Below are 1184 nucleotides of genomic sequence, written 5' to 3'. Positions count from 1 at the left end.
GGGCACGCGGTGGTGGAACTGGTTGGACAGTTCCCACACCCAGCTCTCGGTCATGACGTTCACCGCGTCCTTGACAAAAGGGCGAGGGCGGTGGGCACGGCCAGTGCCGCGCTCACCGCCTGGATACCGCCCCGGGGCCGTGCAGAACCCTCGCCGGTCAGGCCGCGCACCGCTCCCGCTCCTCACGCTCCAGCGCGCGTGCGTCCAGATCGCGGGACTCCAGCTCCTCGCGGAGCCGGGCGAGCGCCCGGTGCAGCGTGCTCTTGACCGTTCCGGCCGACATGCCGAGGGCGGCGGCCGTCTCCTCCGTGGACATCTGCTCCCAGTGTCGCAGCACCACGACACTGCGCTGCTTCGGGGCGAGCAGCTTCAGGATGTCCATCAGCAGGGCGCGGTCCGCGTGCTGCTCGGTGGCGTCGTCGACCGAGGCGTCCGGCAGCTGCTCGGTCGGGACCTCCTCCAGCTTCCGTGCCCGCCACCACTCCGTGCGGGTGTTGATCATCACCCGGCGCAGGTAGGCGTCCGCCAGCCGCTTGTCCTCGATGGTCTCCCACCGGCCGTACGTCCGTACCAGTGCGGTCTGCAGCAGGTCCTGCGCATCCGTCGGGTCCGGGACCAGGCGGCGGGCACTGCGCAGCAGCGCGTCCTGCCGGGTGCGGACGTACTCCTCGAACTCGAGCACCTCGCCCTGCGCCATGGTGAACCGCCTCCCGTTTCCCCGTTCGGGCCGGCTCCCCGCCGCCCGTGTACTGCCTGTGGTCTTCAGCCGTCCCGTGTCTTCCGGGAACGCATCTGAAGGTACGGAGGCGTTGTCACGGCGCTGTCCGAAGCAGCCTTCGGCCAGCGCTCGGCTGTCCGTCGGTTGTGTAACGGAAGCCCGAACAGGGTAGAGCGGTGGGGGCGTTGAGGCGGTTTCGGGGTGATTTGTCCACCCCGGCTCTGTGACGGACGGTGTCCCGCGACTGTGACCTGTCTGTACGTCAGGTCAGCGGCAGCCGGTACGAGCCGCCCGCCAGCGGCTCCACCAGACCGTCGGCGACGAGACCGTCCAGGGCGCGGGCCCGCTGCACCGGCTCGTGCCACACCCGGTCCAGCGCCGCCTGCGGAACGGCCCCGTGGGCCTCCCGCAGCACGGCGAGCAGCCGCCCGCGCACCTGCCGGTCGGTGCCCGCGTAGGTCTGGCC

1 protein-coding gene and 1 pseudogene are annotated in these 1184 nt (G+C 71.2%); both read right to left on the bottom strand.

Annotated features, from left to right (window positions below):
• Positions 1 to 157: 157 nt before the first annotated feature.
• Positions 158 to 697, bottom strand: a complete 540-nt coding sequence (locus tag ABZ281_RS50050; RefSeq protein WP_356665562.1) for a SigE family RNA polymerase sigma factor — start codon at positions 695 to 697, stop codon at positions 158 to 160.
• 283 nt (positions 698 to 980) lie between these two features.
• Positions 981 to 1184: pseudogene (locus ABZ281_RS50045) on the bottom strand (A/G-specific adenine glycosylase); the annotation flags it as partial.

The sequence above is a fragment of the Streptomyces sp. NPDC006265 genome, from assembly GCF_040613555.1.
Classification (GTDB): domain Bacteria; phylum Actinomycetota; class Actinomycetes; order Streptomycetales; family Streptomycetaceae; genus Streptomyces.
The sequence above is the reverse complement of the archived record's forward strand: the minus strand, read 5'-3'. Positions and strand labels throughout refer to the sequence as shown.